This window comes from Salinicola sp. RZ23 (genome assembly GCF_003206675.1).
GTDB lineage: Bacteria > Pseudomonadota > Gammaproteobacteria > Pseudomonadales > Halomonadaceae > Salinicola > Salinicola endophyticus.
The window spans coordinates 79,542-103,650 of sequence record NZ_PZJK01000009.1 but is presented as its reverse complement, the minus strand read 5'-3'; the positions used below and the strand labels follow the sequence as shown (position 1 = coordinate 103,650).

The 24,109-nt window shown below is 66.9% G+C and carries 20 protein-coding genes; 8 read left to right on the top strand and 12 right to left on the bottom strand.

Annotated features, from left to right (window positions below; all coding sequences use genetic code 11):
- Nucleotides 1-8: 8 nt before the first annotated feature.
- Genes DOM67_RS09755 through DOM67_RS09740 form a run of 4 tightly spaced genes read left to right on the top strand, consistent with a single transcriptional unit; the run spans nucleotide 9 to nucleotide 4,206 of the window.
- Complete coding sequence (locus tag DOM67_RS09755) at nucleotides 9-497, top strand: TRAP transporter small permease (protein WP_110675453.1); 489 nt, start codon at nucleotides 9-11, stop codon at nucleotides 495-497.
- Nucleotides 494-1,750 (top strand): TRAP transporter large permease, encoded by a 1,257-nt coding sequence (locus tag DOM67_RS09750; protein ID WP_110675452.1) that lies wholly within the window; start codon nucleotides 494-496, stop codon nucleotides 1,748-1,750. The genes DOM67_RS09755 and DOM67_RS09750 overlap by 4 nt, the downstream gene beginning before the upstream one ends.
- A gap of 16 nt (nucleotides 1,751-1,766) precedes the next feature.
- A complete protein-coding gene (locus tag DOM67_RS09745; protein ID WP_110675451.1) occupies nucleotides 1,767-3,194 on the top strand; it encodes an FAD-binding oxidoreductase in 1,428 nt (475 codons plus the stop codon).
- Nucleotides 3,133-4,206 (top strand): NAD(P)-dependent oxidoreductase, encoded by a 1,074-nt coding sequence (locus tag DOM67_RS09740; RefSeq protein WP_348627300.1) that lies wholly within the window; start codon nucleotides 3,133-3,135, stop codon nucleotides 4,204-4,206. Before DOM67_RS09745 ends, DOM67_RS09740 begins: the two co-directional genes overlap by 62 nt.
- Nucleotides 4,207-4,217: 11 nt before the next feature.
- Here DOM67_RS09740 and DOM67_RS09735 read toward each other — a convergent pair whose 3' ends face one another.
- On the bottom strand, nucleotides 4,218-5,198 hold the full coding sequence (locus tag DOM67_RS09735) for a GntR family transcriptional regulator (protein ID WP_110675449.1): 981 nt from the start codon (nucleotides 5,196-5,198) through the stop codon (nucleotides 4,218-4,220).
- A 236-nt stretch (nucleotides 5,199-5,434) separates the two neighbouring features.
- The gene (locus tag DOM67_RS09730) at nucleotides 5,435-7,150 is read right to left on the bottom strand and encodes a DEAD/DEAH box helicase (protein ID WP_110675448.1); all 1,716 of its coding nucleotides are present in this window, start codon (nucleotides 7,148-7,150) and stop codon (nucleotides 5,435-5,437) included.
- Between the two features lie 536 nt (nucleotides 7,151-7,686).
- On the opposite strand from DOM67_RS09730, the gene DOM67_RS09725 reads away from it, so the two are divergent.
- Nucleotides 7,687-8,178 (top strand): YaiI/YqxD family protein, encoded by a 492-nt coding sequence (locus DOM67_RS09725; protein ID WP_110675447.1) that lies wholly within the window; start codon nucleotides 7,687-7,689, stop codon nucleotides 8,176-8,178.
- Nucleotides 8,179-8,241: 63 nt separating this feature from the next.
- Here the strand turns inward: DOM67_RS09725 and DOM67_RS09720 are convergent, their stop codons facing one another.
- Nucleotides 8,242-9,246, bottom strand: coding sequence for a glutathione S-transferase family protein (locus DOM67_RS09720; RefSeq protein WP_110675446.1), 1,005 nt, complete (start codon nucleotides 9,244-9,246; stop codon nucleotides 8,242-8,244).
- Nucleotides 9,247-9,367: 121 nt separating this feature from the next.
- Nucleotides 9,368-10,330, bottom strand: coding sequence for a LysR family transcriptional regulator (locus tag DOM67_RS09715; protein WP_110675445.1), 963 nt, complete (start codon nucleotides 10,328-10,330; stop codon nucleotides 9,368-9,370).
- 545 nt (nucleotides 10,331-10,875) lie between these two features.
- Here DOM67_RS09715 and DOM67_RS09710 point away from each other — a divergent pair.
- Both DOM67_RS09710 and DOM67_RS09705 read left to right on the top strand, forming a co-directional pair.
- Nucleotides 10,876-12,486 (top strand): peptidoglycan DD-metalloendopeptidase family protein, encoded by a 1,611-nt coding sequence (locus DOM67_RS09710; RefSeq protein WP_348627299.1) that lies wholly within the window; start codon nucleotides 10,876-10,878, stop codon nucleotides 12,484-12,486.
- Nucleotides 12,487-12,819: 333 nt separating this feature from the next.
- Entirely contained in the window at nucleotides 12,820-14,235 is a 1,416-nt protein-coding gene (locus DOM67_RS09705) for a PhoH family protein (protein ID WP_110675443.1), read from the top strand.
- 135 nt (nucleotides 14,236-14,370) lie between these two features.
- Here DOM67_RS09705 and DOM67_RS09700 read toward each other — a convergent pair whose 3' ends face one another.
- From DOM67_RS09700 to DOM67_RS09690, 3 genes are all read right to left on the bottom strand, one after another.
- Nucleotides 14,371-14,610: a hypothetical protein gene (locus DOM67_RS09700; protein WP_106418254.1), complete on the bottom strand. Its 240-nt coding sequence runs from the start codon at nucleotides 14,608-14,610 to the stop codon at nucleotides 14,371-14,373.
- Nucleotides 14,611-14,707: 97 nt separating this feature from the next.
- Complete coding sequence (locus DOM67_RS09695; RefSeq protein ID WP_110675442.1) at nucleotides 14,708-15,334, bottom strand: DUF938 domain-containing protein; 627 nt, start codon at nucleotides 15,332-15,334, stop codon at nucleotides 14,708-14,710.
- Nucleotides 15,335-15,355: 21 nt separating this feature from the next.
- Nucleotides 15,356-16,021, bottom strand: coding sequence for a dienelactone hydrolase family protein (locus tag DOM67_RS09690; RefSeq protein ID WP_110675441.1), 666 nt, complete (start codon nucleotides 16,019-16,021; stop codon nucleotides 15,356-15,358).
- Between the two features lie 170 nt (nucleotides 16,022-16,191).
- Between DOM67_RS09690 and DOM67_RS09685 the strand changes: the two genes are divergently transcribed.
- Nucleotides 16,192-17,850: a hypothetical protein gene (locus DOM67_RS09685; RefSeq protein ID WP_110675440.1), complete on the top strand. Its 1,659-nt coding sequence runs from the start codon at nucleotides 16,192-16,194 to the stop codon at nucleotides 17,848-17,850.
- Here DOM67_RS09685 and DOM67_RS09680 read toward each other — a convergent pair.
- The 5 genes from DOM67_RS09680 to DOM67_RS09660 all read right to left on the bottom strand — a co-directional run bounded on the left by DOM67_RS09680 (nucleotide 17,819) and on the right by DOM67_RS09660 (nucleotide 24,101).
- Complete coding sequence (locus DOM67_RS09680) at nucleotides 17,819-18,808, bottom strand: TerC family protein (protein ID WP_110675439.1); 990 nt, start codon at nucleotides 18,806-18,808, stop codon at nucleotides 17,819-17,821. The two genes, DOM67_RS09685 and DOM67_RS09680, sit on opposite strands and share 32 nt — an antisense overlap.
- A gap of 276 nt (nucleotides 18,809-19,084) precedes the next feature.
- A complete protein-coding gene (gene purU, locus DOM67_RS09675; RefSeq protein WP_110675438.1) occupies nucleotides 19,085-19,951 on the bottom strand; it encodes a formyltetrahydrofolate deformylase in 867 nt (288 codons plus the stop codon).
- 49 nt (nucleotides 19,952-20,000) lie between these two features.
- Nucleotides 20,001-20,681, bottom strand: a complete 681-nt coding sequence (locus DOM67_RS09670) for a sarcosine oxidase subunit gamma family protein (RefSeq protein ID WP_110675437.1) — start codon at nucleotides 20,679-20,681, stop codon at nucleotides 20,001-20,003.
- The gene (locus DOM67_RS09665; protein WP_110675436.1) at nucleotides 20,674-23,715 is read right to left on the bottom strand and encodes a sarcosine oxidase subunit alpha; all 3,042 of its coding nucleotides are present in this window, start codon (nucleotides 23,713-23,715) and stop codon (nucleotides 20,674-20,676) included. Before DOM67_RS09665 ends, DOM67_RS09670 begins: the two co-directional genes overlap by 8 nt.
- Nucleotides 23,712-24,101: a sarcosine oxidase subunit delta gene (locus DOM67_RS09660; protein WP_110675435.1), complete on the bottom strand. Its 390-nt coding sequence runs from the start codon at nucleotides 24,099-24,101 to the stop codon at nucleotides 23,712-23,714. The genes DOM67_RS09665 and DOM67_RS09660 overlap by 4 nt, the downstream gene beginning before the upstream one ends.
- Nucleotides 24,102-24,109: the final 8 nt, after the last annotated feature.

The window sequence follows — 24,109 nt, the reverse complement described above, 5'->3', positions numbered from 1 at the left end:
AGAGCGCGATGACCGCTTCCTCGTCCACTGCACGCGGCGTGCTGGGGTGGCTCAAGCTGACCCTGGAGATCGCCGTCGGCCTGCTCGTGCTGGGTGTCGTCTTCTGCGTCACCGCCAACGTCTTCGGCCGCTACGTGCTCAACTACTCCTACACCTGGGCCGAAGAGATGTCCCGGGTGCTGTTCATCTGGCTGGTGCTGCTGGGCGCCGGCGTCGGCAGTCTCGGTAACGAGCACGTCGCGGTGACCTTCTTCCGCGACAAGGCACCGACCGCGCTCAAGCGCGCCGCCTCGCTGCTCGCCATCGCGGTGATCTATATCGTCTGCATCTGCATCCTGCTCGGCTTCCGCGACCTGATCTCGGGCTACACCAGCGCCACGCCAATGCTGGGCATTCCGCAGACCTTCCTCTACAGCGCCATGCCGGTGATGGCGATCCTCACCCTGATCGCCAACAGCGTTGCGCTCGTCGCCCTGCTGCGAGGAAAAACACCATGATTCTCTGGAGCATTCTCGTCGGTCTGGCGATCTGTATCGTCATCGGCATGCCGATCTCGTTCGGCCTCGCCGCGATCACCCTGTTCATCTTCTTCGAGTCGGACTATGCGCTGTCGCCGATCGTGGCGCAGGCGGTCAACGGGCTCGACTCCTTCCCGCTGCTGGCGATCCCGCTGTTCATCCTGGTCGGCGAGGTGATGAGCGAGGGCGGTATCGCCACCCGACTTGTGCGCCTGGCCAGTGCCCTGGTCGGCTTCGTCGCCGGCGGTCTGGGCCAGGTCGCGGTGCTGACCTCGATGTTCTTCGGCGGCATCAGCGGCTCGGCGGTGGCCGACGCCTCCGCCGTCGGCAGCATGATGATCGAACCGATGAAGCGCCACCGCTACAGCGGGCCGCTGGCCACGGCGATCGTGGTCGCGGCCTCGGTGGTGGGGATCATCATTCCGCCCTCGATCCCGATGATCCTGTTCGGTGTGGTCACCAACACCTCGATCTCGGCGCTGTTCATGGCGGGTATCGTGCCCGGCATCCTGATCACCCTGGGGCTGGCGGTGACCACTTACGTGCAGTCGCGCAAGAACGGCCGCGGCCAGCCCTTCTCGCTGCCGGAGCTGGGTAGCGCGCTGAAGGATGCCGCCCTCGCCCTGCTGCTGCCGGTGATCATCGTCGGCGGCATTCTCTCGGGGGTCTTCACGCCCACCGAGAGCGCGGCAATCGCGCTGGTCTACGCCTTCGTGGTGTCGTTCGTGATCTACCGCAGCCTCACCCTCAAGCGCTTCTTCCAGCTCTGTATCACCACCGGCAAACTGACCGGCGTGGTGATGCTGCTGCTCGCCTTCGCCAGCGTGCTGGCGTGGCTGCTGACCGCCAACATGATTCCGCAACAACTGGTGGTGACCCTCTCGGCGCTGACCGACAATCGCTTCCTGCTGCTGCTGATCCTCGCGGCCTTCCTGCTGGTGGTGGGCTTCTTCATGGATCTGACCCCGGCCATGGTGATCCTGGCACCGCTGATGACGCCGGTGGTGGTCAAGCTGGGCATCGATCCGGTCTACTTCGGCGTGCTGATGTCCTTCGTCCTCGGTATCGGGCTGATCACCCCGCCGGTGGGCACGGTGCTCTATGTCGGCTGCGGCGTGGGCAAGGTGGGGATGGAGAGCCTGGTCAAGAGCCTGCTGCCCTTCTATTTCACCCTGCTGGGCCTGCTGGTGCTGTTCCTGGTCTTCCCCGGCATCGTGCTGTGGTACCGCTGAGCAAGGTGAGATGACGATGAGTAACGACAACGCCCTGATCGGCGAACTCGAAAAACTGCTGGGCGCGCGCGGCGTGCTCACCCAGGAAGATGACCTGGCGCGCTACCGCACCGACTGGACCGGACGCTGCGGCGGCATGCCGCTGGCCGTGGTACGCCCGGAGAACACCGCCCAGGTGGCCGATATCGTCGCCTACTGCCACCGCCACGACGTGCCGCTGGTGCCCCAGGGCGGGCACAGCGGGCTGGTGTGCGGGGCGATGCCGGACGAAGAGCGCGCCGAGCTGGTGCTCAGCCTGGAGCGCATGAACCAGGTGCGCGAGCTCGACCCGCTGAACTTCAGCCTGAGCGTCGACGCCGGCTGCGTGCTGCAGACGCTCAAGGAGGTCGCGGAGGAGGCGGACTGCTACTTCCCGCTGGCGCTGGGCGCCCAGGGCAGCTGCCAGATCGGCGGCAATATCTCGACCAATGCCGGCGGGATCAACGTGCTGCGCTACGGCATGACACGCCAGCTGGTGCTGGGCCTGGAAGTGGTGATGCCCGACGGGCGCATCCTCAGCCACATGCGCGCGCTGCACAAGAACAACACCGGCTACGACCTGAAGCAGCTGTTCATCGGCGCCGAGGGTACCCTGGGCATCGTCACCGGTGCGGTGCTCAAGCTCTTCCCCAAGCCGCAGGTCACCCGCACCGCGCTGCTCGCCTGCGCCGACATCGATGCGGTGCTGGCGCTCTATGCGCTGGCTCGACGCTGCTGCTGCGATCTGCTCACCGCCTTCGAGCTGATCCCGCGGCACTGCCTGGAGCTGGCCATGCAGGCGGCACCGGAGCTGCGCGACCCGCTCGACTCGGCCCACCCCACCTACGTGCTGATGGAGGTCGCGGCGAGCGGCCCCGCCGACCTCGATGCGATGATCGAGGCCCTGTTCGAGCAGGGGTCCGAGGCGGGATTGCTGGCCGACGGCGTCCTCGCCTCCAGCGAGGCCCAGGCCCAGCAGCTTTGGCTGATCCGCGAGGCGATGCTGGAGGGTCAGCGGCAGACCGGCGAGCATCTGCGCACCGATATCTCGCTGCCGATCTCGTCGCTGTCGCTGTTCCACGCCCAGGCCTGCCACGCCATCGCCGAAGCCTGCCCGGAGGCCACGGTGATCGCCTACGGCCATATCGGCGACGGCAACCTGCACTTCAACATCCTGCCGCCGGCGACGCTGGCGGAAGCCGAGCGCCCGCCCCTGCTCCACGACCTGGAGCTGCGCCTGTTCGAGATCGTCGAGGCGTTCGACGGCAGCATCAGCGCCGAGCACGGCATCGGGCGGCTCAAGCAGGCTGCCTTTCTGGACACCCTGCCGGGGCCGGAGTACGACCTGATGCGCGGGATCAAGCATCTGCTCGATCCCCGCGAGCTGCTCTCGCCGGGGCGTATCCTGCCGACCAGCGGCGAATGACACCGGCGAGGGCAACGCAGCAGCCACGTGCCAGTGCATCCCCGGGGCGCGCCATCCGTGCGCCCCGCACGAGACAGATAGGCGAGGACAAGGCGAGATGACCACACAACGACGCGTCGGTGTTCTGGGCACCGGCATCATGGGCGCTCCGATCGCCCGCCGCCTGGCCGCTGCCGGCTACGCCGTCAGCGCCTGGAACCGCAGCCGAGACAAGCTGACGCCACTGGCGGATCACGGCATCCGTCTCGCCGCCACCCCGGCCGAGGCAGCCACGGTCGACACCCTGATCGTGATGCTCAGCTCAGGGCCGATATGCGATGAGGTGCTGCTGGGCGCGGATGGCGTGATCGCCGCCATGCCCGCCGGCAGCCAACTGATCGTGATGAGTTCGATCCCCGTGGCCACCGCCCGCGGCCAGGCCAAAGCGGCCGCAGCCCGCGGCATCGACTATCTCGACGCCCCGGTCTCCGGCGGTGAACGCGGCGCCATCGACGGCACCCTGGCGATCATGGTCGGCGGCGAGGCCGCCGCCTTCGAGACCAGCCGCGAGCTGCTGAGCCATCTGGGCCGCCCCACCCATGTCGGCCCAGCCGGCTGCGGGGAACTGGCCAAGCTGGCCAATCAGATGATCGTCGCCAACACTCTGGCCACGGTGGCCGAGGCGCTGCTGCTGGTCGAGCGCGGTGGCGCCGATCCGGCCCAGGTGCGCCAGGCACTGCTTGGCGGTTTTGCCGACTCGACCATTCTCCAGCAGCACGGCGAGCGCATGCTGGCCGGTGACTTCGTCCCCGGGGGCCCGGCCAAGTGGCAGCACAAGGACACCCAGACCGCACTGGCCGTGGCCACCGAACTGGGGCTGTCGCTACCGCTGAGCCAGCGCGCCGATGCCCTGTTCGGCGCCATGCTCGAACAGGGCGATGGCGATCTCGACCACAGTGGCATCATCCGCGAATTGCGCCGCCACAATGCGCTGCCGGTCGACGGCCCGGCGGTGAATGGCAAGCCGGCCTAGGGGCCGGCCGCTCAGCAGCGGCTGAGCCAGCGCAGATAAGCGGGGATGCGGATATCGCCATCGCGCTGGAAGTTGACCAGCCGCGCCTGCACCAGCGACTCGGAGCAGGCCAGGTGGTCACTCAACGTCTGACTCGCGCGGGCCGCCTGCCCCGCCGCCAGCGCTTCGAACACCTGGCGGTGGGCAGCGAAGAAGGGATCCTCCGGCGGCAGTGCGATCTCACCGCCCAGCAGGTGCTTGCTGATCAGCAGGATCGGCCGGGTGCGCTGCAGCATCGACAGCAGTTCGTCATTGGCGCCGTGGACCAGGGCGTCGTGGTGCAGGTCGTGCTCCAGCGCATCCAGCCGCCCCGGGTCGATATGCGGATAGCGCCGCTCGGCCTGGGCCAGCCGCTGCAGATAGCGCGCGATGTCGTCTGCCCCGATACGCTCACACGCCTTGCCGATCATGAAGGGTTCGAGCAGGCGGCGTGCCTCGTAGAGCTGATGCAGCCGGTCGCTGTCCAGCGGCACCACGTTCCAGCTCGAATACTTGACCTTGGCCACCACGCCCAGCGACTGCAACTGCAGCAGAATGCGGTGGGTCACGCTGCGACTGACGTCGAGCGTACGCGAGAGCTCCAGCTCGTTGAGCTCCAGCCGCCCCTTCATCGAACCGAGCACCACATCGTGCTCGACCCGTTCGGCCAGCGCGCGCCACGACTCGGTACGCTTGACCGAGGCGCGCCCGCCGGCGGCGCGGAAGTCGGCGGCGGTGAGCGAGCGCCGTACCACCTCGCTCGGCCCGCGGCCGACCACATAGCCGCGCCCCTCAAAGCGACTGATCGCTCCCTCGTCGTGCAGCCGCGCCAGGGTCTGGCGCACCGGTGAGCGGCTCATGCCGAAGATCTCGGCGATATTGCCCTCCAGCAATACCAGGCCGGGCTCCAGATGACCGCTGGCCATGCTGCGCAGCAGCGCCTGGTAGAGCTGGTCCTTGAGCGTCTTGACCATGCCTTTCCTTAGCCGTCGGTGGCGCCAGTGCGCGGCGCCGACGCGACACCTGTCTCGATTCAGCGAACGAAACGATTATTGCACACCATGATCATTGGTGGCTGTCCGACCATGGCCCAAGCGGCTCCCGGCGGAATCGCGGCCGCGACGGCGGCGCCCCCGCAAAGGTGCGGGGTACGCACACAAAAACGCCGCCCCTGAAAACAGGGACGGCGTAGGGCCGGCGATGCCTGGGATCAGGCGCGCGAGCGGCGCATCGGCGCATCGCCGTCGCTGCGGCGACGCGGTGCGCGCTCCGGCGCGCCCTGATCTTCGGTGATCTCCAGCGAGCGGCCGGCGACCCGAGCACGCGCCATCTTGGTCAGAATGGTGCTGGGCAGGCCGCTGGGCAGCTCGACCACCGAGAAGGCGTTGCGGATGTCGATACGACCGATCCGGGCACCTTCGATACCGCCTTCGTTGGCCAGCGCACCGACCAGTTGGCCGGGCTTGACGCCATCCTTGTGGCCGACCGAGACGCGATAGCGGGTCATGCCTTCACGCGGGGCGCTGTCGCGACGACGCGGGCCACGCTCGCGGCCGGCATCACGACCGCCGTCACGCGGGTTGTCGCGGCGTGCCGGACCTGCGGTGATACGTCCGATCGGGGCTTCACCGGCACGCGCCAGGGTCGCCATGGCAGCGGCCAGATCGACGGGGTCATGACCCTCTGCGACCAGCTTCTCGATCAGCTCACGCTGCTGGCCGGCACCGGCTTCGAGCATCTCGAGCAGACGCGCGCTGAAGCGCTCGTCACGATGGGCGCGGATGGCGCTCTCGTCGGGCAGCGGCATCTCGGTCATCGGCTGGCCGGTGGCCTGCTCGACCCAGCGCACCTTGCGCGTCTCGCGACCGCCGGCGAAGGTGATCGCCACGCCGTCACGGCCGGCACGGCCGGTACGCCCGATACGGTGGATGTAGGCTTCCGAGTCCTGCGGCAGGTCGTAGTTGACCACGTGGGTGATACGCGGCACGTCGAGACCACGCGCCGCCACGTCGGTGGCCACCAGCACATCGACCTTGGCCCGCTTGAGCCGGGTGATGGTGCGCTCGCGCAGGCTCTGGTCGAGGTCGCCGGAGAGGCCGGCGGCGTTGACGCCGCGGGCGGTCAGCTGCTCGACCAGCGTGGTGCAGGCGGCACGGGTACGCACGAAGACGATCGCGGCGTCGACCGGCTCGACTTCGAGGATACGGGCCAGCGCTTCGAGCTTGCTCGGGCCTTCGACCCGCACCACACGCTGCTCGATGTTCTCGCCGGTGCTGACCTTGGACTCGATCGCCACCTTGACCGGATCGACCAGATAGCGATTGACGATGCGCTCGATCTCGCTCGGCAGGGTGGCCGAGAAGAATACCCGCTGGGAGTCGCTGGGGGCGTCGGCGACCACGCGCTTGACGTCGTCGATGAAGCCCATGCGCAGCATCTCGTCGGCTTCGTCGAGCACCAGCGCGGAGAGCCCTTCCAGCTTGAGGCTGCCACGATCCAGGTGATCGATGATCCGGCCCGGGGTGCCGACCACCACTTGAGCGCCACGCTTGAGCGCGCTCAACTGTTCACGGTACTCCTGACCGCCGCACAGGGTGGCGATCTCGAGACCTTTCAGATTCTGTCCATACTTGGAGAACGAGACGGCCACCTGCTGGGCCAGCTCGCGGGTCGGTGCCAGTACCAGCACCTGGGGTTCACGCCGATCGAGCTCGATACGGCTCAACAGCGGCAGAGCAAAGGCAGCGGTCTTGCCGGTGCCGGTCTGGGCCTGGCCCAGCACGTCACGGCCATCGAGCAGCGCAGGAATGGTCTGCGACTGGATCGGGGATGGCGTTTCATAGCCCAGGGTATCGAGGGCAGAGAGTACTTCCGGCAATAGCGCCAGTTCGCCAAAACTAGGCGTCGCAACTACAGTCGAGGTCATTTCACACCTTGGAGTGGCCGGTGGGGGTACCGGCAAAAATGTCATGGTGCCGCGGGCTTGTGGCCCGACCGACACCGGTCGCACCTGGCATTGTCACCGAGTCGGCGCGAGTGCCGGGTCGGAGACGTCTGTGGCGACCTTGCTGCGCCCGGTCGTGAGAATCATCGACCGCTGAAAGCGCGCCATCGTTGCATCCGGACGCAGAAATCGGCTTGCGCCGTGCGTCGTACACGAGATACGTCCGGTAGTGGCATCGACTCACGGGTCGATGGTGTGGATTGCAGACATATCGGCAGGATGGTGGGGTCAACACATGCGAGGAAGCGCAACTATACCATGGGTGAAGCTTCACCTCCAACACGATCGTAAATTTCCTACATCTAGCCCTCTCTGTCTCCCGCCCCCTCTTTTTCGCCCTTGCTCCTTTTCCGCCCCTTGCTCCCGCTTGCCACCGAAGGGTGAGTGCACGGCCCATCACGGCTAGAATCGCGAGTGCCTATCATCAGCACCCTCATCAGGCCCCAGGAGAACCGCCGATGTCCCGAGATGTGCCCCAAGAGCCGGCGGCGGAGACACCCGCCGTGACCCTGTGGATCGATGCCGACGCCTGCCCGCGGGCGGCCCGCGAGATCATCCTGCGCGCGGCCGAGCGCACCCATACCCGCACCTGGATGGTCGCCAACCACGCCCTGCCGCTGCCACCCTCGGCCTGGGTCAAGGCTCGCAGCGTGGCCCACGGCTTCGATGCCGCCGACGACCTGATCGCAGCCTCGCTGAGCCCCGGTGACCTGGTGATCACCAGCGACCTGCCGCTGGCCCAGGAGGTGATCGAGCGCGGCGCCGACGTCATGACCACCCGCGGAGAGCGGCTGAGCGCCGACAATGTGCGCGCCAAGGTGCAGATGCGCGACTTCCTGGAGACGCTGCGCGCCAGCGGCGAGCAGACCCGGGGCCCTGACGCCTACGGCGACGCCGAGCGGCGCGAGTTTGCCAATGCGCTGGATCGCTGGCTGCGCCGCCATACCTGAGACATCACATCTGAATCTGCCAGCCCCGGGCGCCTGCCCGCGGCATCACACGTCGGCGAAGCATCAATCGCGCTCGCGGATACCGTGGCCCTCCAGCCGTCCGCGGTCATGGGGGCGCTCGAGATCCAGCTGTGGCCCCCGCGGCACGATGCGTGTCGGGTTGATGGTGTCGTGGCTGTAATAGTAGTGGCGCTTGATATGGTCGAAGTCGACCGTCTCGGCGATGCCCGGCCACTGGTAGAGCTCGCGCAGGTAGTTGGCGAGCTGCGGGTAGTCCTCGATCCGCCGGCGATTGCACTTGAAGTGACCGAAGTAGACCGCGTCGAAGCGAATCAGCGTGGTGAACAGACGGATATCCGCCTCGGTCAGCCAGGCCCCGGCCAGGTAGCGCTGTTCGGCAAGACGCGCCTCGAGTCGGTCGAGACAGGCGAACAACGCCTCGTAGTGCTTCTCGTAGACCGACTGTTCGGTGGCGAAGCCGGTCTTGTAGACGCCGTTGTTGACGTTGTCATAGACATCGGCGTTGACCGCATCGATCACCTCGCGCAGATCCTCGGGGTAGAACTCGAGCCGGTTGCCGGTGAGCCCATCGAAGGCCGAGTCGAACATGCGTACCAGCTCCGCCGACTCGTTGTTGAGAATCCGGCCCTGCTGCTTGTCCCACAGCGCGGGCACGGTGACTCGTCCGGTGTAGCGCGGGTCGGTCAGGGTATAGAGCTGGTGATGATACTCGACCCCATTGATGGCATCGCCGCTGGCGCCCTCGTCGCGGTGATACGACCAGCCCTGATCGAGCATCAGTGGGCTGGTGTGGGAGACCCCGATCAGCGTATCGAGCCCCTTGAGCTTGCGCATGATCAGTGCCCGGTGGGCCCAGGGGCAGGCCAGCGAGACGTAGAGATGAAAGCGCCCGGCCTCGGCGCGCACGCCCGGTTGCCCGTCCGGCCCGGGTTCACCGTCGGCCGTGACCCAGTCGCGCAGCTTGGCGGATTCGCGCACGAACTCCCCACCGTGGCTCTGGGTGTCATACCACTTGTCCTGCCATTCACCGTTGACCAACAGGCCCATGCGTCTCTCCCTCTTTCTCATATTGCCGGCGCGCCAGGCGCGGGATTCGTCTTCAGCATAGAGTGCCGGGATCGAATATCGAGCGCATAAATTCGCTGCCACCGTTCGGCACAGACGAACCTTACTGGGTCTGCTCGTCGGCCAGTGGGATCTGCCGCGCCTCCGCCCCCTCCTGGAGCAGCAGCGGCTCTGCATCACGGCAGCTGGTGACGGTTGCCTCGATCAGCGCCTGCGCCAAGGCCTGGGTCGCCGGACCGGCGCCATCGATATCGCGATGGACGATCTGCAGCGAGGCGTAGCGGATACCGCCGACCCGCAGCGGCAGGGCTTTCAGCCGGCCGGCGTCGAGCGCTGCCTGGATACGCGTCTGCGGCACCCAGGCAAAGCCCAGCCCGCGCTCGAGCATGTCGATGGAGGTAGAGAGGTGCGACAGCGTCCAGCGCTGCTCGGCCTTCAGCCAGCCTGAGTCCAGCCGGTGACGCATGGCGGAGTCGCGCACCACCAGCTGGCGATGGCCTTCCAGGTCACGCAGATCGAGCGCCCGGCCCAGACCGTGCAACGGATGCTCGGGGTGGGCCACGGCGATGAACGGAATGTCCACCAGCGGCTGACCCAGAAAGCCCTGCGGGCTGAAGCCCGAGATGATCAGGTCGGCGCGCGACTCGTACAGCATTTCGACGGCACCGTTGAGCACGGTCTCGTGCAGTTGCACGCGCACGTGGGGATAGGCCGCCGAGAATTGAGTCAGCGCCTCGGCCAGCGCGTGCCCGGGAAAGATCTGATCCACCGCCAGCGTGATCTCCGCCTCGAGGCCGCCGGCGAGGCGCTCGGCGACATCTTCGAGCAGCGCCGCGTTCTCGATCAGCTGGCGCGCCCGGCGCAATAGCATCTCGCCGGCCTCGGTCAGCACCACCTGGCGCCCCTTGGGCTCGAACAGGCGCACCCCCAGCTGCTCCTCGATCTTGTGAATCGCATGGTTGAGCGTCGAGGGGCTCTTGTGGATCGCCTCTGCCGCCTTGGCGAACCCCCCATGGTCGGCCACCGCCGCCAGCATCTGCCACTGCAGCAAGGTCACTCTCGGCATGCGCTCGTCTCCGGCTGAACAACGCTCATGGGCCCGGGCAGGAACGCCGCGCCCCGGTCAGTTTACCGCGTCGAAGGCGTCGAGAAACCCGTTGCACGCTGCCATTCGGTGCGTGCACTCTGGCCTCGGGCACCCGTATCTGACACCATCGTGCAGCCCCTTCCCGCGCTGCCAGGAAGCTATTTTTCGACGCCATCGAAAAGTGATACAAGGGTTTTACGCGACGCCATTGGCGCAAAATAGCGACGTTTTTTTGCGCACCATATTGGTGCAAAAAGCCTGTCAGAGCGGGCCGAAACTACGCCCGGAAGGTTAGGCTGCAAAACATCTTCTTGACACCGCGCCACTCTTCTTCGCACCCCATGGCGCCTGGGATACGGTGCTGTACATTAATACAGACTAGGCAATTAATACCGCCATGAGGTATGGTTCCCGAGCCTTTATATTAGTTTGTCACCTTTTTTACTCGGGCCTTCACCTTCATGCTGCGAATTTTCCATTCGCTACCCCGCACTCATAAAGTGTTGCTGCTTCCGGTTGCCACGATGGTTACCGTGCTGGGTACGCAAAAGATCATCGGCGTCTTCGACCACGCCGACAAAGCGCAGACACCGATTTCCGTCGCCTCGACCGCCACACTTTCCCAGTCGATCATCGCCTCGGCTGGCGATCATGATCAGGCAGACGGCCCTTCGGCGCTCCAGCGTCTTTCCGACGATATTCCGCTGGCGCAGCTGAAGCCGCTGGAAGTCATGGATGTCGATCTGATCCCCCAGGCGCAGGCCAGCGAGGATATCCCCGCGGCCAGTGCTCCGGCGACGGCCGGTGCCCCATTGCTCGCCGCCACGGCGCTCAAGTCGGCCCTGGCGCTGGGTGCCAGCGGCCAGGATTACGCGGCCAACAGCGACAGCGACGACGACATCGGCGGCACCTCCTACGAGGACTGGACTTCCGATGGGGCGCTCGACCCCAACGGCGATCCCGATCTCGGCAGCGAGATCGCCTCTAACGAGCACTACGTGCCGGAGTGGCAGAGCTACACCATCCAGAAGGGCGACTCCTTCGCCCTGACCGCCGAGCGCACCCTGGGCCTGGAGTACAGCGACGTGACCCAGATCCTCGGCGCCGTGCCGGACAAGAAGGTGCTGACCCGCTGGCGGGTCGGCCGTACCTTCGACTACAAGCTCGACGAGAATGGCCAGCTGCTGGCCCTGCGGGTGATGAAGAACCCCCGCGACGGCTACCTGATCGAGCGCGACAGCGAGACCGCCGAGTTCGCCTACTCGCCGATCGAGAAAGCCGGCGAAGCCACCCAGCGCATGTTCAGCGGCACCGTCAGCGGCTCCTTCGCGCTCTCGGCGCAGTCCACCGGGCTCTCCAGCGCCGAGGTCTCCGAACTGACCCACGTGCTCTCCAAGAAGCTCGATTTCCGCCGTGACGCCCGCGCCGGCGATCACTTCCAGGTGCTGGTCGAATCCGACATGATCGACGGCCAGTCGCTGGACTCCAAGATCCTCGCCGCCAAGTACGAAGGCCAGCGCATGGATCTGACCGTGATCCGCAACAGCGCCGACGACCACTTCTATACCCCGGACGGCAACGGCCTCGATCCCGCCTTCGACCGCTACCCCTTCCAGGGTCACTACCGCATCAGCTCGCCGTTCAACCTGCGCCGGCACCATCCTGTCACCGGCCGGATCAGCCCGCACAAGGGCACCGACTTTGCCATGCGCAGCGGCACCCCGATCGATGCCCCCGCCGACGGCCGGGTCGAGAAGGTGGTCAACCACCCGCTCGCCGGCAAGTACATCGTGATCCGTCACGACAACGGCTATGTCACCCGCTACCTGCACCTGAGCAAGGCGCTGGTGAAACCCGGCGACCGGGTCAAGATGGGCCAGGAGATCGCCCTCTCCGGCAACACCGGCCGCACCACCGGGCCGCATCTGCACTACGAGATCCTGGTCAACAACCGTCAGGTCGACGCCATGCGCGTGAAGCTGCCGGACTCGCAGCAGCTGACCGGCAAGGCGCTGGCCGCCTTCAAGCGTCAGTCGGAGAATCTGCTGGCCAAGCTCGACCAGGGCAGCGGCGACGAACCGGCGATCGCCCAGGTCGATCCGCAGAAGACCAAGCGCGGTGACGACAACATCTGATCCGTCGCTGGCCGACACCAGCAAGCCCTACCTCGAAAAAGCCCCGCCCCGTGCGGGGCTTTTTGCTGTCTGCCCGGCATGAAAAGCGTCAGGCGAACCGCAACGCAGCGGACCTGCACTGGGAGCGACACTAATTTCCGTTTCCCGGGGGTAGAAGTTTCTGTCGCTTGGGCTCATTCTGATAATGACTCCGTTACGTCAGGGAGGTAACGCCGACACCGTTCTTGCGTCCGACACGACAGTGGCACTGACGGAGTCTCCTGCCCGACATCGACTTGTCATGGCACTCTGTCAGGGTCGAGAAGCCTTGAACTCACAGGAGTGCTTTTGCCGATGGTGCGTATCGACAAGAAAGCGAACAGGCTCTACGTACTGGACACCAATGTCCTGATCCACGACCCCGCAGCCCTCTACCATTTCGAAGAGCATGATGTGGTCATTCCCATGACCGTGCTCGAGGAGCTCGACAAGCACAAGAACGGCATGCGCGAGATCGCTCGCACCGCCCGCCAGATCAGCCGCACTCTCTCCGACCTCACCGCCCACGTCACGCCCGAGGAGATTCAGCAAGGCATTCCCATCCCCCGCGTCAGCGGCGGAGCCGCCGGCCGTCTGCGCTTCCTCTGCTATCAGGACCTGGAGCCGCTGGAGACCCTGGAGGACTCTCCGGACAATCGCATTCTCGCCGAAACCTGCCGCCTGTGCCGCGACCGTCCCGACGCCTCCGTCATCCTGGTGACCAAGGACATCAACCTGCGGGTCAAGGCCGCCGCGCTCAAGGTGCCGGTGGAGGACTACCTCAGCGACAAGGCTTTCGACGATCTCGATGCCATGATCGAGGGCGCCAAGGTCTATGCCGACGCCGGCCGTGACGGCCACGGCCTGTGGGAGTCGCTGGACGTCGACGTGATGGTCGAGCGCGCCGAGGGGCACACCCTCTACCACCTGGAAGGCGCGATTCCCGACGACTGGCATGTCGGCATGCTGGTCTCCGACAGCGACAACGGCGCCGACTTCGAAGCGATCGTGCGCAGCCACTCGCCGCGCCGCGCCACCCTGCAACTGCTCACCAATTACCGCCACCACGACGGCGTCTGGGGCGTGCATGCCCACGACAGCCGCCAGAACTTCGCCCTCAATCTGCTGATGGACCCGGAGATCGACTTCATCACCCTGGCCGGCAGCGCGGGGACCGGCAAGACCTTCATGGCCCTGGCCGCGGCCTTCCAGCAGACGCTGGACGCCAAGCAGTTCGAACGTATCGTCTTCACCCGCGCGCCCATCCCCATGGGTGAGGACATCGGCTTTCTGCCCGGCACCGAGGAGGAGAAGATGTCACCGTGGATGGGTGCCTTCCACGACAACATGGACAACCTGCTGCGCGACGAGCGCGAGGGCTCGACCAGCTGGAGCGACGGCGCCACCCGCCAGTTGATCGGCTCGCGGGTGCAGATCCGCTCGCCCACCTTCATGCGTGGGCGCACCCTCAACGATACCTTCCTGATCATCGACGAGGCCCAGAACTTCACCCCCAAACAGCTCAAGTCCCTGGTCACCCGTGCCGGGCGCAACACCAAGATCGTCTGCCTGGGCAACGTCGGCCAGATCGACACGCCCTACCTCACCGCCAGCACCTGCGGCATGGCCGCCGTGGTCGAGCGTTTCCGCAACTGGCCCCATGCCGGACACATCACGCTCAAGAGCGTGGAGCGTTCGCGCCTGGCGCTGGCGGCCGAAGAGCTGCTGTGACGCTGTCGTGACGCCAGGCGGCGGGGCCTCGCCCCGCCCCTCTCGGAGGCCTGCGACAACCCCAGTTGGAGAACCCCAAACGAAGAAGCCCCGGCACTCGGCCGGGGCTCTCTGACGTCAGCGTCGTATCACGCGTCACTCGTCGTCGCTATCGGGCTTCTTGTTGTTGATCACATCCTCGATCAACTGCTCGGACTCGCTGCGCGGGGTCTCGTCGAGAATCCGCTCGGCCTGGTCCCAGGCGCACACCTCGGTATTGCACGAGGTGCAGAAGACCCCATCGTCGGGCTGCTTGGCCTGGGAGACCTTCATCATGTGGTTGCCGCAGTTGGGGCAGCCCTTGGGCATCCGGAATTCCACGGAAAAGTCTGACACGGCGTTACTCCTTGTCGGCCGTCGGGAATGAACTTCAGTGTAGTCGAGTCGCAGCGATCGGGGGCAGCGGAAGCCGCCATCCCCGTCGCGGCTAGTCCTAGGCGACCCGCCGCCACACCAGGCAGAGGTTGTTGGCCGGCATCTCATGCACCTGCAGCGCCTCCAGCCCGGCCTCGGCGGCCAGCGCTTCCAGCGCCGTCAGATCGCGAATCCCCCAGCGCGGATCACGCGTACGCAGCGCCTCGTCGAAGCGCGAGTTGCTCTCGGCCAGCGGCGTTCCGGCGCGCCGGAACGGCCCGTACAGCACCAATAGCCCACCCGGCGGTAGCTGGCGCCCGGCGGCGGCGAACAGTGACTCCGCCGCCGCCCAGGGCGCGATGTGCAGCAGGTTGAAGGCGCACACGGCCACCAGCTCCTCGATCTTGGGCCACTCGGCGGTGACATCGAGTGCCAGCGGCGCCAGCAGATTGGGGCGCGCGGCGACCTCGCGCCAGGCCGCGATCGAGCGCAGCGCCTCCGGGCTCGGGTCCGAGGGCTGCCAGTGCAGGCCGGGCAGCGCCTCGGCCAGGTAGACGGCGTGCTCGCCGCTGCCGCTGGCGATCTCCAGCACGCTGCCGCGGGCCGGCAGCACCTGGCGCAGGATCGCGGCGATGGGGGCGCGATTACGCTGCGCCGCCGGGCTCGATAGCCGCGGGTCGTCGGCGGCGCGGCCGATATCGTCCATGCTGTGCATCGTGATACCCGCTCAACCCAGCCGCGCCTGGAGCCAGGCCGCGATGTCGCCGGCCTGCTCGGGGCACAGGCTATGGCCCATGTCGTAGGTGCGATAGTGCACCGGATAGCCCAGCGCCTCGACCCGCTCGGCGCCCTCGCGGCCCAGCGCTTCGGGCACCACCGGATCGGCGCTGCCATGGTGTACCTCGATCGGCAGCTGACGATTCTCCGCGGCCAGCGCGATGCTGTCGGCGGTGGCGAAGTAGGTCGAGAGCGCGAGCAGCCCACCTAGCGGATGCGGGCATGACAGTGCCGCCTCGTAGGCCACCGCCCCGCCCTGGGAGAAACCGGCGACGATGATCCGCCGGCTGTCGATGCCGGCCTCGATCTGCGCCTCGATCAGGCCCTGCACCCGCTCGGCGGAGGCGCGCAGCTGGGCGACATCGACCCGCCGCCCCAGATTCATCTCGAGAATGTCGTACCAGGCCGGCATGCTCATGCCGCCGTTGACGGTGACCGGCAACTGCGGCGCATGGGGCAGCACGAAACGCACCGAAAGCGTCGCATCCAGGCCCAGCGCCGGCACCAGCGGCTCGAAGTCATGGCCATCGGCGCCGAGACCGTGGAGCAGAATGACACAGGCGTCGGCGGCGCGGCCGTGACTCGGCTCGACGATGAGTTCCTGAGCGGATGGCATGGCAGCTCTCCCTATAGCGTAAAATCGACAGTCTAACGTGGCTGCCGCCACCGCGCCCGCGCCGATTGCCTTTACCGGGTGCGCATCGCCCGGCCCCTGTGCAGCCCCCGGGCGATAGGCGGTGCTATGCTCGGGCCGCAACCCAACGATCACCGGATTCAGGAAGACTCATGACGCTCTCCTTCGAGTCGGCCAGGGCCAAGGCCGGCTGGCGCCTGCTGCTGGCATGGCTGCTGCTCAATGCCCTGCTGCTCACCCCCGAGCTACCCTGGGCCGGCTTCCCCCCACACCACTGGCTGGCGCTGGAGGCGCCGCTGCTGATCGGCCTGCTCCTGCTGCTGCCGCCGTCACGTCTGCGCCGCTGGGCCTGTGCCGCGGTCGCGCTGATCGGCGTGACCATCGCCCTGGGCGCACTCGGCGACGGCCTGATGCAGGCGATGCAGGGGCGCTCGATCAATCTCTATACCGACGTGTCGCTGCTGCCGATTCTGATCGAGCTGCTGGTCGCCAATCTGGGCCTGCCGCTGACCCTGGCGCTGACCTGCGGCCTGGGGCTGGCACTGTTCGCGGTGGGCTGGGCGCTGACGGCACTGCTGGCGGCCAGCCATCGCCCTCCACTGCCGCGCGGCCTGGGGGTGGTGCTGCTGGCAGTCGGTGCCGGCGGCCTGGCGCTGCAGTACGCCGGCCGCCTCGAGTCCACGCCGATCGGCAGCCCGGCGCTGGGTTTCGTGACCTTCGAGTGGCAGCGGGCGCTGGAGACACGTAACGCCCTGGCGGCGTTCGGCGGCGAGCTCCAGAGCGATCCGGGAGCGCGGGCACTGCCGGGGCTGGCGGGGACCGACGTGGTACTGGGCTTCATCGAGTCCTACGGGGTCGCCGCCATCGAGCGCGAACCCTTCGCCGACGAGATCCGCCCGCGTCTCGCCCAGGTACAAGCCGAGCTGGCCGCCGCAGGGCTATCGATGGTCACCGGTCGGGTCACCGCCTCGACCCTGGGCGGACAGTCCTGGCTCAACCACGCCACCCTGCTCAGCGGCCTGCCGATCACCTCGCAGCTACGCTTCGAGCTGATGCTCAACCGCCACCACTCGACCCTGGTCGACGACTTCGCCGCCAGCGACCACCGCACCCTGGCGGTGATGCCGGGAATCATCCGCGACTGGCCCGAAGGCCGCCAGCTCGGCTACGACGAGATCCACACCGCCGACAGCCTCGGCTACCGCGGGCCGCCGATGGGCTGGGCCAGCATGCCCGATCAGTTCACCTGGAAACGCGTGGGCGACTATCTGGATGCCGCAGCGGCATCCACGAACGCCACCACGCCGGCGTCGCGCGCCACCTTCGCCGAACTGGCCACCCTCTCCAGCCACGCTCCCTGGTCGCCGGTGATCACGCTGGTCGACTGGAACCGCGTCGGTGACGGCGAGGTGTTCTCGCGCTGGGCTGGTGCCGGCGACGACTACGCCTCGCTATGGCAGAACACCGAGGCGATGCGCGCCCACTATGCGCCGGCCATCGACTACGCCCTGCAGGCGGCGGCGGGCTTCGCCGAGCGCCAGGTCGGCAAGCACACGCTGATGCTGATCCTCGGCGATCACCAGGCCGCGCCGAGCATCATCGGCCCGAGCCCGGGCAAGGACGTGCCGCTGCACGTGATCAGCGGCGATCCGGCGCTGCTCGAAGGTTTTCTCCACAACGGTTTCCGGCCCGGTGCGTTGCCGCCCGGGCCGGAACAGGCCATCCCCATGTCACAGATCCGCGCGCTACTGCACCGGATCTATACCGCGGCGCCGGCGCTCAGCCGGCCTGCTGCTGCCCACGGCTCTTGATCAGGCTGGCGACGGTGGTGACCACCAGGGTGCCGACGATGATCGTCATCGACAGCCAGATCGGGATCTCCGGCACCAGGTGCAGCGGCTGGCCGTCGTTGATGAACGGCAGGTTGTTGGTGTGCATCGCCTCGATGATCAGCTTGACCCCGATGAACGCCAGGATCAGCGACAGCCCGATGCCCAGATAGACCAGCCGTGACAGCAGCCCGCCGATCAGGAAGTAGAGCTGGAGCAGGCCGAGCAGCGCGAAGGCATTGGTGGTGAAGACGATATAGGGCTCCTTGGTCAGCCCGTAGATCGCCGGGATCGAATCCAGCGCGAACAGCACGTCGGTCATGCCCAGGGCCACCACCACCATGAACAGCGGTGTCACCAGACGCTTGCCGTTGCGCAACGTGAGCAGGCGATCGCGATCATACTCGTCGGTGGCGGGCAGGCGTTTCTGCACGAAACGTACGATGGCGTTGGGCTCGTACTCCTCGTTGCTGTCGTGGCCCCCGGCGCCCTCGCGCATCAGTTGGACGGCGGTATAGAGCAGGAATAGCCCGAACAGGTAGAACACCCAGCTGAACTCGGCGATCGCCGCCGCCCCCACCGCAATGAACAGCCCGCGCATGATCAACGCGATCACGATCCCGATCAGCAGCGCCTTCTGCTGATAGGCCGGCGGCACCGCGAACTTGGACATGATGATCAGGAAGACGAACAGATTATCGACCGAGAGGCTCTTCTCGGTGATGAAGCCGGCGAAGTACTCGGCGCCGTGCTGCGGCCCCCAGACCCACCACAGCCCTCCGCCGAAGAGCATGGCGAGGGCAACGAAGAAGACCGACCACCAGGCCGCTTCGCGGAAGCTGGGCGCGTGCGGCTTGCGCACGTGGGCATAGAAGTCGAAGACGAACAGGGCAGCGATGCCGGCAATCGTAGCCAGCCAGACCCACAGGGGGACATGCATGAGGAAACCTCCGGTTGACGGTGAACGTCACCGAAAGTCTCTCCCGCTGGCCGCGGCACCCGCTGGGTGCCCGAACAACCGATGACCCCGGGGCAATGTGGCCCGTGCTGACGACATCATCGACCGGCGGCGCACGCAGCGCCGGCGGCGGGATACTCCCCTTCCGTGCCCGCGCATTGTGGCCCGCCGCTGACGGCTAGGCAAGAAAAAAGCCCGTGGGATCACGGGCTTTCGGCAGTTTTCCGGTAGACACCGGGTGCCTGCGCCGAGCCGGCATCAGCCGGAGAGCACCACCGTGCGTCCAGCGTGCAGGAAGACGCGTTTCTGCAGGTGATAGCGCACCGCCCGCGCCAGGGTCAGACACTCGATGTCGCGGCCGCGTGCCACCAGATCCTCGGGGTAGTGGGCATGGTCGACCGCCTCGACACCCTGGGCGATGATCGGCCCCTCGTCGAGATCGTCGTTGATGTAGTGGGCGGTGGCACCGACCAGTTTCACGCCCTTCTCGTAGGCCTGATGGTAGGGCTTGGCCCCCTTGAAACCGGGCAGCAGCGAGTGGTGGATATTGATCGCGCGGCCGGCGAAGTGGTGGCACAGCTCGGGCGACAGCACCTGCATGTAGCGCGCCAGGATCACCAGCTCCGCCCCGCTCTCCTCGACCACCCGGCGCACCTCGGCCTCCTGCTCCGCCTTGGTCTCCGGGGTGATCGGCAGATGGTGATAGGGCAGTCCGTGCCACGCCGCCAGCGGCTCCAGATCCGGATGGTTGGAGACGATGGCGCGCACGTCGATCGCCAGCTGCCCGGTGCGGTAGCGATAGAGCAGATCGTTGAGGCAGTGATCGGTCTTGGAGACCATGATCACCACCGGCAGACGATAGTCCGGCGGGGTCAGCTCGAAGTGCATGTCGAAGGCCGACGCCCGCGCCGTGAACTGCTCGCGGAAGCCGTCGCCATTGAAATCCGCCTGCTCCGGCAGAAAGGCCGCGCGGATGAAGAACTGCCCGCCGCGGTAGTCGTCGAAGGAGTGCAGTTCGGTGATGTAGCAGCCCTGCTCCTTGAGGAAGCGGGTCACCACGTCCACCGTGCCCAGACGGCTGGGGCACTGGGCGGACAGAATCCAGCTGTTGTTTTCAGAGTGCATGGTGGCTCCAGCCAGGCCCGGCCCCTGCCATGGCAGGGGCCTTCGATCATCAGGGCGACGCGGATTCCACGCGCAGCCCATACTCGCGCCCGGCGTCCCGCAGCCAGCGCACGCAGTAGTCGGCGAAGCTGCGCCGTACCACCAGCTCGAAACGCGCCTCGGTCGGACGCCGCAGCACCACGCTGGTCTTGGCGAAGACGGTACCCACCGCCTTGCCCACCGGCAGCCCGTGCTCGTGCACATCGTAGACCACCGACTTCATCAGCAGCTCACGCGCCTTCTCACCGGAGAGCTCCAGTAGGGTCTGGCCGCCGCCGACATTGACGATGGCGAAGTGGGCATCCCCCAGCCGCGCGCGCAGCCGGTTCTCCAGCTCGAACTCCTCGCCGGCGGGCACGATCACCAGCCACTCGTCCGGCGACACCCACTGCACCGAACGGCTGCCCTCGGCGTCGAGCACCAGCCCCAGCGGCTTGCCCGGCAGGCTCACCCCGAGCTCGGCGCGTACCGCCTCGTCGAGGGTGATGGCTCCACCGCGCAGCACCAGGTGGCCAAGGAACGGGCGCTCGACCACCCTGATCTGCTCGGCGGCACCACCCTCCTCGGTGACCCGCCCCTGCACCCGGCTCCACTGCAGCGGCGACTCGGGCGTGACACCGGCGCCGGCGCCCGGATGCGTATCGAAAGTGGCGACGTTGCCGGCACTGGCTTCGGAATGGGCTTCAGACATTCTGGCGCTCTCCCTTGGGATCGATGAAGACGGTACTCACGACTTCGGCCTGGTGGACACTGCCATCGGACATCGGCAGATAGACGGTCTCGCCCATCCGATTGCGGCCGCCCTTGAGCACCGCCAGCGCGAAGCCGCTCTCCAGTACCGGGCTGTAGTAGCTCGAAGTGACGTGGCCCATCATGGTCATGGGGATCTTCTGCTCGGGGTCGAGCACGATCTGCGCCCCCTCCTCGAGGACCACCTTGGGGTCCTTGGGCTTGAGCCCCACCAGCTGCTTGCGATCCTCGCGGGCAGTGTCCGGGCGCGTCAACGCGCGCTGGCCGATCCACGAGAACGGTTTGTCGTAACCCACCGCCCAGTGCATGCCGAGATCTTCCGGGGTCACCGAACCGTCGGTGTCCTGACCGGCGATGATCAGCCCCTTCTCGGCACGCAGCACGTGCATGGTCTCGGTACCGTAGGGCGTGAGGTCGTACTTCTCGCCGTGGGCGAAGAGCGCCTTCCACACGTGCATCGCGTAGTTGGCCTGAACGTTGATCTCGAACGCCAGCTCACCGGTGAAGGAGATACGGAACACCCGCGCCGGGACGCCGGCGACCTTGCCCTCTTTCCAGTCCATGAACTTGAACTGCTCGCGGTCGAGGTCGATGTCTGTCACTTCCGACATCAGCTTGCGCGCGTCCGGACCGGTCACGGTCATGGTCGCCCAGTGGTCGGTGACCGAGCTGAAGTAGACCTGCAGCTCCGGCCACTCGGTCTGGTGCCACAGCTCCAGCCACTCCAGCACGCCGGCGGCGCCGCCGGTGGTGGTGGTCATCAGGAAGTGGTTTTCGCCCAGGCAGCTGGTGGTACCGTCGTCCATCAGCATGCCGTCGTCTTTGCACATCAGCCCGTAACGCACCCGCCCCGGCGCCAGCTTGGCCCACTTGTTGGTGTAGACCCGGCCCAGGAACTCGCGCGCATCCGGCCCCTGGATATCGATCTTGCCCAGGGTCGAGGCATCGAGGATGCCCACGCCGCGGCGCACCGCGAGGCACTCGCGCGCCACCGCTTCATGCATCGTCTCCCGCTTGCCGTTGACCCGGCGCGGGAAATACCAGGGGCGCTTCCACTGGCCGACATCCTCGAACTCGGCGCCGTTCTCCACGTGCCACTGGTGCAGCGCGGTATAGCGCTCGGGATCGAACAGATCGCGGCAGTGGCGGCCGACGATGGCGCCGAAGCTGACCGGGGTGTAGTTGGGACGGAAGACCGTGGTGCCCACGTCGGGAATCGAACGATTGAGACAGCGCGCCGCGATCGCCATGCCGTTGATGTTGCCGAGCTTGCCCTGGTCGGTACCGAAACCCAGCGCGGTGTAGCGCTTGACGTGTTCGATCGACTCGAAGCCCTCGCGGGTCGCCAGCTCCACTGCTGCCGCGGTGACATCGTTCTGCAGATCGACGAACTGCTTGGGCGCGCGCAGCGGTGGCTTCTCGTGGGGCACCTGATAGAGCGCGCTGGTCGGCGACTCGTGGCGCACCTCGACGTCGGGGACGGCGATCGCCGCCGCCTCTTCGAAGCCCGCCGCGCGGGCCGCCTCGGCACCGACACCGGCACCGTCGGCCAGGGCCTCGCCGAGGGCGTAGACGCCGTGGGCACCGCCGGCGACATGCATCCCCTTGACCTCACCGGGCACGAAACCGAGCAGGTCGTCACGCCATTGCGGGCGCTTGCCGGTGTGCGACGCCAGGTGCACCACCGGGCTGTAACCGCCGGAGCTGGCGATGGTATCGCACTCCAGCGTCTCGACCTTGCCGGTCACCACGAAGCGTTCGGTGTCGATCGCCACCACCTTGGCACCACTGACGCGCTGGTTGCCGGTGGCTTCCATCACGGCGCTGCCGGTGATGACACGGATACCGGCGTCGCGGGCCTGCTTGGCCAGATCGCCGTCCGGCTTGGCCCGCGAGTCGACCACCGCGACGACCTCGCGGCCGGCCTCCTGCCAGTCCAGCGCCGCACGATAGGCGTGGTCGTTGTTGGTGGAGAGCACCAGCCGCTGCCCCGGCACCACCCCATAGCGGCGGATATAGACGGAGACGGCACCGGCCACCAGATTGCCGGGTACGTCGTTGTTGGCATAGACCAGCGGGCGTTCGTGGCTGCCGCTGGCCAGCACCACGCGGCCGGCACGCACCCGGTGCAGACGCGCACGCACTTCGCCCTCGCGCCCGGCAGCCGCGGCGGTATCGGCGAGGTGCTCGGTACGCCGCTCGTGCAGGGTGACGAAGTTGTGGTCGTGATAGCCGTTGGCGGTGGTCCGCGGCAGCAGCGTGACGTTATCCAGGCCGGCGAGTTCGGCCACGGCCTGTTCGGCCCAGGCGCTGGCCGGGGCGCCGTCGATGGATTCGCGGCTATCGAGCAGCGAGCCACCCATCTCTTCCTGCTCGTCGCACAGGATCACCCGCGCACCGGCACGGGCGGCGGAGAGCGCGGCGGTCAGCCCCGCCGGGCCGGAACCGATCACCAGCACGTCGCAGTGCTGATTGAAGTGGTCGTAGATGTCCGGATCGGCTTCGCTGGGCGAGCGGCCGAGACCGGCCCCCTTGCGGATGAACTTCTCGTAGGTCATCCACATCGAGGCCGGGGCCATGAACGTCTTGTAGTAGAAGCCTGGCGGCATGAAACCACCGCCCAGCTTGCCGACCCAGCTCATCACGTCGCGCTGCACGCTGGGCCAGCCGTTGGTACCCCGCGCCACCAGGCCGTCATACAGGGCCTGCTGGGTGGCACGCACGTTGGGCACCTGGGCGGCTTCGGTGGCGCCGAGCTGAACGATGGCGTTGGGCTCTTCCGGCCCGGCGGCGGTGATCCCGCGCGGCCGCGAATACTTGAAGCTGCGGTTGACGACATCCACCCCGTTGGCCAGCAGCGCGGAGGCCAGAGTATCCCCGGCGAAGCCCATGTATTGCTGGCCGTTGAAGGTGAACGACAGCCGCCGCGAGCGGTCGATGCGCCCGCCCTGATTGAGACGATTGGACTGGGTCATGACGGCGTCTCCTCGTTGAGCCGGCTGTTCTCGGGCTGCGCGCCCACGGTCTGCCAGCCGCCGTCGGCGGTCTGCACGCCCTGTTCACGGCGCACCTCGGCGTTGGCGGCGGTGATGCTCGGCTGCTCGCCCATGCGATAGGTCTCGAGAATCTCGTAGGTCGTGGTGTCGCGGGTGATGTTGAAGAACTTGCGACAACCCAGCCGGTGCACCCACATCTCGTGGTGGATACCGCGCGGGTTGTCACGGAAGAACAGGTAGTCCCCCCACTCGTCGTCGCTCACGCTGGCGGGGTCGGCCGGACGAACGAGGTGTGCCTGACCGCTGGGATGGAACTCCTCTTCCTCGCGGTACTCCTGGCAGTAGGGACAGAAGATATGAAACATGGTGTGCT

Excerpts from the sequence above, each read along its gene's own strand:
- purU (WP_110675438.1), bottom strand. The coding sequence starts at position 19,951 with ATGCACTCTGAAAACAACAGCTGGATTCTGTCCGCCCAGTGCCCCAGC.
- DOM67_RS09755 (WP_110675453.1), top strand. The coding sequence starts at position 9 with ATGACCGCTTCCTCGTCCACTGCACGCGGCGTGCTGGGGTGGCTCAAG.
- DOM67_RS09720 (WP_110675446.1), bottom strand. The coding sequence starts at position 9,246 with ATGGGCCTGTTGGTCAACGGTGAATGGCAGGACAAGTGGTATGACACC.
- DOM67_RS09680 (WP_110675439.1), bottom strand. The coding sequence starts at position 18,808 with ATGCATGTCCCCCTGTGGGTCTGGCTGGCTACGATTGCCGGCATCGCT.
- DOM67_RS09710 (WP_348627299.1), top strand. The coding sequence starts at position 10,876 with ATGGTTACCGTGCTGGGTACGCAAAAGATCATCGGCGTCTTCGACCAC.
- DOM67_RS09695 (WP_110675442.1), bottom strand. The coding sequence starts at position 15,334 with ATGGACGATATCGGCCGCGCCGCCGACGACCCGCGGCTATCGAGCCCG.
- DOM67_RS09705 (WP_110675443.1), top strand. The coding sequence starts at position 12,820 with ATGGTGCGTATCGACAAGAAAGCGAACAGGCTCTACGTACTGGACACC.
- DOM67_RS09745 (WP_110675451.1), top strand. The coding sequence starts at position 1,767 with ATGAGTAACGACAACGCCCTGATCGGCGAACTCGAAAAACTGCTGGGC.
- DOM67_RS09685 (WP_110675440.1), top strand. The coding sequence starts at position 16,192 with ATGACGCTCTCCTTCGAGTCGGCCAGGGCCAAGGCCGGCTGGCGCCTG.
- DOM67_RS09750 (WP_110675452.1), top strand. The coding sequence starts at position 494 with ATGATTCTCTGGAGCATTCTCGTCGGTCTGGCGATCTGTATCGTCATC.
- DOM67_RS09660 (WP_110675435.1), bottom strand. The coding sequence starts at position 24,101 with ATGTTTCATATCTTCTGTCCCTACTGCCAGGAGTACCGCGAGGAAGAG.
- DOM67_RS09665 (WP_110675436.1), bottom strand. The coding sequence starts at position 23,715 with ATGACCCAGTCCAATCGTCTCAATCAGGGCGGGCGCATCGACCGCTCG.
- DOM67_RS09670 (WP_110675437.1), bottom strand. The coding sequence starts at position 20,681 with ATGTCTGAAGCCCATTCCGAAGCCAGTGCCGGCAACGTCGCCACTTTC.
- DOM67_RS09690 (WP_110675441.1), bottom strand. The coding sequence starts at position 16,021 with ATGCCATCCGCTCAGGAACTCATCGTCGAGCCGAGTCACGGCCGCGCC.
- DOM67_RS09730 (WP_110675448.1), bottom strand. The coding sequence starts at position 7,150 with ATGACCTCGACTGTAGTTGCGACGCCTAGTTTTGGCGAACTGGCGCTA.
- DOM67_RS09735 (WP_110675449.1), bottom strand. The coding sequence starts at position 5,198 with ATGGTCAAGACGCTCAAGGACCAGCTCTACCAGGCGCTGCTGCGCAGC.
- DOM67_RS09725 (WP_110675447.1), top strand. The coding sequence starts at position 7,687 with ATGTCCCGAGATGTGCCCCAAGAGCCGGCGGCGGAGACACCCGCCGTG.
- DOM67_RS09715 (WP_110675445.1), bottom strand. The coding sequence starts at position 10,330 with ATGCCGAGAGTGACCTTGCTGCAGTGGCAGATGCTGGCGGCGGTGGCC.